The organism is Endozoicomonas sp. SESOKO4, from assembly GCF_024606275.1.
Map to the genome: position 1 here is coordinate 1 of NZ_JAHHPS010000129.1, position 3,344 is coordinate 3,344.

4 protein-coding genes are annotated in these 3,344 nt (G+C 47.0%); all 4 read right to left on the bottom strand.

The features are described 5' to 3' along the window. Positions 1 to 214: hypothetical protein (locus KDK16_RS02370; protein ID WP_257274488.1), on the bottom strand; the 214-nt coding region annotated here is incomplete at its 3' end. Positions 215 to 334: 120 nt separating this feature from the next. Continuing rightward, positions 335 to 1,993 (bottom strand): WD40 repeat domain-containing protein, encoded by a 1,659-nt coding sequence (locus tag KDK16_RS02375; protein WP_257274489.1) that lies wholly within the window; start codon positions 1,991 to 1,993, stop codon positions 335 to 337. A 121-nt stretch (positions 1,994 to 2,114) separates the two neighbouring features. Continuing rightward, entirely contained in the window at positions 2,115 to 2,252 is a 138-nt protein-coding gene (locus KDK16_RS02380) for a hypothetical protein (RefSeq protein WP_257274490.1), read from the bottom strand. Positions 2,253 to 2,259: 7 nt separating this feature from the next. Beyond that, positions 2,260 to 3,344 (bottom strand): WD40 repeat domain-containing protein (locus KDK16_RS02385; RefSeq protein WP_257274491.1); only part of this gene is annotated, 1,085 nt, incomplete at its 5' end.

Below are 3,344 nucleotides of genomic sequence, written 5' to 3' on the forward strand. Positions count from 1 at the left end.
CCTTGGCTAAACAGACAACCTCTCGAAAACCCAAATAGCGAATAAGCACAGATTCCAGTTCAACGGGCAAATCGAGTAATAAACATTGATTGTTGTTATATACAGTAACGTCTCTGCCTGCACTGACACCCGTTGGTGCTTCCTCCAATCGAGGCTGCTCCGGTGTTGGCAAGGGTAAGCTGTCAATGCTGGAATTGTTTTTCAAAGGGCCCATACCTGCTTCTCTCAAGGCTCCAAAGTCATTATTTATCCACGGTTTGAAAGGACATTTAAAATTGATTCAAACGGTTAGAACCGGTTTTAGAGTAAAAGTTCATAAAAATAACACTGTTTTTTAATCACTCCTCCATAGTTCGGTGATTCTCACCGTTTTATCTTCACTGACGGTCATTATATTTTGGCCATCGGTGCTGAAGTTGGCTGAGGTGACTGCTTTCTTGTGTTGAATGGTGGCTTTTTCCAGCCATGACTCATTGGCCTGCAAACCATAGATTTTCGCAGTGTTATCTTCACTGGCAGTCACCAGATTTTGGCCATCGGTGCTGAAGTTGGCTGAGGTGACCGCCCCCTTGTGGCAAATGCAGGCTTTTTCTTCCCATAATGCAGTGCCCTTCTGGCTGTAGATTTTCACTGTGTTATCTTCACTGGCGCTCACCACATGGCGGCAATCGGCGCTGAAGTTGGCTGAGTAAACTCGATTATCATGCCGAATAGTGGTCATTTCTTTCCATGATCCATCGTCTTGCAGGTCAGAGATTTTCGCCGTGTGATCCTTACTGGCGGTGACCAGATGGCGGCTATCGGCGCTGAAGTGAATTGAGGTAAGTGTGCGCTGGTGTTTGATGGTGTCTTTTTCTACCCATGGTCCAGCAGCCTCCTGCCCATAGATTTTTACTGCGTAATCTGCACCACATAGCGCCAGATGTCGGTTATCGGGGCTGAGCCTGGCCGAAACGATAAAACCTGCATGAATAGTGTGCTCTTCTCGCCATGATCCATCATCCTCCTGACTACGAATTTTCACTATGCTATCCCCACTGATGGTCACCACATGGCGACCATCGGGACTGAAAGTGGCGGCAGTGACGAATCTGTCATGGGAAATGGTGGCTTTTACTTCCCACGATCCATCGTCCTCCTGACCATAGATTCTCACTCTTTTATCGTGACTGGCGGTGACCAGATGACGGCCATCGGCACTGAAGGTGGCTGAAATGACCCAGTTATTATGGGTAATGGTGGTTACTGATTCCCATGATCCATCGTCCTTCTGACCGTAGATGCTCGCTGTTTTATCGTGGCTGGCGGTGACCAGATGGCGGCCATCGGCGCTGAAGGTGGCTGATCTGATCCAATCATTATGGGTGATCGTGGCTTTTGATTGCCATGATCCATCGTCCTCCTGACCATAGATTCTCACTTTTTTATCGTGACTGACGGTGGCCAGATCACGGCTACCGGCACTGAAGGTGGCAACACTGATAGTTTGACTATGGATAATTTCGGCTTTTTCCACTAGCTTGAATTTTTGACATTGAAACATCAGTTTTCTGTGGTTGAAGAGCAGCAGAGCAGGAAAATAAGCACAATTTTGATCTTTTATGAGTGACTCGACAGTGTCCTTATTTGCAAATGGCCTCAACCAATAGCGGAGTTGTTGTTTATCTTTTGCCGTAACGATGGTCTTTAGTTGATATTGGTATGGTGATGGAAACTGGCGATACCACGCTCTTTCCAGCGCTTTATCGCTTTTAACAAGATCACGAAGATATATGCATACCTCTGCCAGCCGGGTAATCTCTCGAAAACCCAAGCAGCGAATAATCATAGATTTTGGTACATAGGGCAAATCGAGTAATAAAGATTTATTGTTCTCATTGACAGTAACCTCCCTGCCAACACCGACCCCCGTCAGTGCTTCCTCCAATCGAGGCTGCTCAGGTGTTGGCAAGTGTGAGTCGACAATGCTGTCATTGTTTTTCAAAGGGTCCATGCCTGATTTCTTCAAAGCTCCAAAGTCACTATTTATCCTCGGTTTGAAAGGACATTTAGAATTAATTCAATGTTTAGAACCAGTTTTGGACTGAAAGTTCAGAAAATTGAGGTCGGTGGAACTAAGCAACAGCAACACCCTGATCCGGGAAAATAATGATAGAAGGAAACTTTTTCACTGAATGCTCACTGCAAACATTGCCATCGGGCTTTCGATATAACGCTGTTTTTTGATGGGTTCTTTGCAAAACTACGCTCATTCGATCATCAATCGCCCCTCCACAGTTCAGTGATTCTCACCGTGTGATCTGCACAAACGGTCAACACATTTCGGCCATCGGGGCTGAATTTGGCTGAGGTGATCACAAGCCCGTGAGAAATGATGGCTTTTTTTATCCATGACCCATTGGACCTGAGGCCATAAATTTTCGCCGTTTCATCTTCACCGGCGGTCACCACGTGGCAGCTATCGGGACTGAAGTCGGCTGAGAGGACTTTGCCCTTATGGGTAATGTTGGCTGCTTCTTCCCACGATCCATCCGCTTGCAGGCTGTAGATTTTCGCCGTGTTACCCTGACTTCTGATCACTATATGATGGCCATCGGCGCTGAACCTGGCCGACAAGACCGGAGCATTTTGGCAAAAGGTGTATTTGGTTTCCCATGATCCATTGGTTTGCCATTCGTGGATTTTCACCGTTTTGTCCAGACTGGCCGTCACCACAAGGCGGTCATCGGGACTGAAGAAGGCCGATCTGACACACTGGTCGTGGGTAAAGGCGGTCATTTCTCCCCAGGATCCATCGGCCTGCGGGCCGTAGATTTTCGCAGTCTTATCATCACTGGCGGTCACCACAGAGCTGCCCTCAGTGCTGAATTTGGCTGAATTGATTTCATCCTTATGGGAAATGGTGGTTTTTACTTCCCATGTGTCATCGTCTTTCTGGCCATAGATTGTCGCAGTCTTATCATCACTCAAGATCACCAAATGACTGCCATCGGTGCTGAAGCTGGCCGAAAAGGCCGAAGGATGATTAATAGTGTATTTTTCTTCCCATGATCCATCGGTCTCCTGACCATAGATTTTCAATATCCCAAAAAAACTGATGGTCAACAGGTGGCGGTCATTAATACTTAAGGTGGCTAATGAAACCGGAACTTCCTGGTAAATGATGGATTTTACTTTCCATGTTCCATCGTCCTCCTGACCACAGAGTTTCACCGTGTAGTCGGAACTGGCGGTCACCATTTGACGGCCATCGGTGGTGAAGGTGGCTGATAAGGCAAGAAGTTCATGACAAATGGTGGCTTTTGTTTCCCATGATCCATCGGTCTTCTGGCCTGTGATTATCG

What these genes read in the sequence shown, in the direction of transcription:
- KDK16_RS02375 (WP_257274489.1), bottom strand. Translation starts at nt 1,993, where the DNA reads ATGGACCCTTTGAAAAACAATGACAGCATTGTCGACTCACACTTGCCA.
- KDK16_RS02380 (WP_257274490.1), bottom strand. Translation starts at nt 2,252, where the DNA reads ATGAGCGTAGTTTTGCAAAGAACCCATCAAAAAACAGCGTTATATCGA.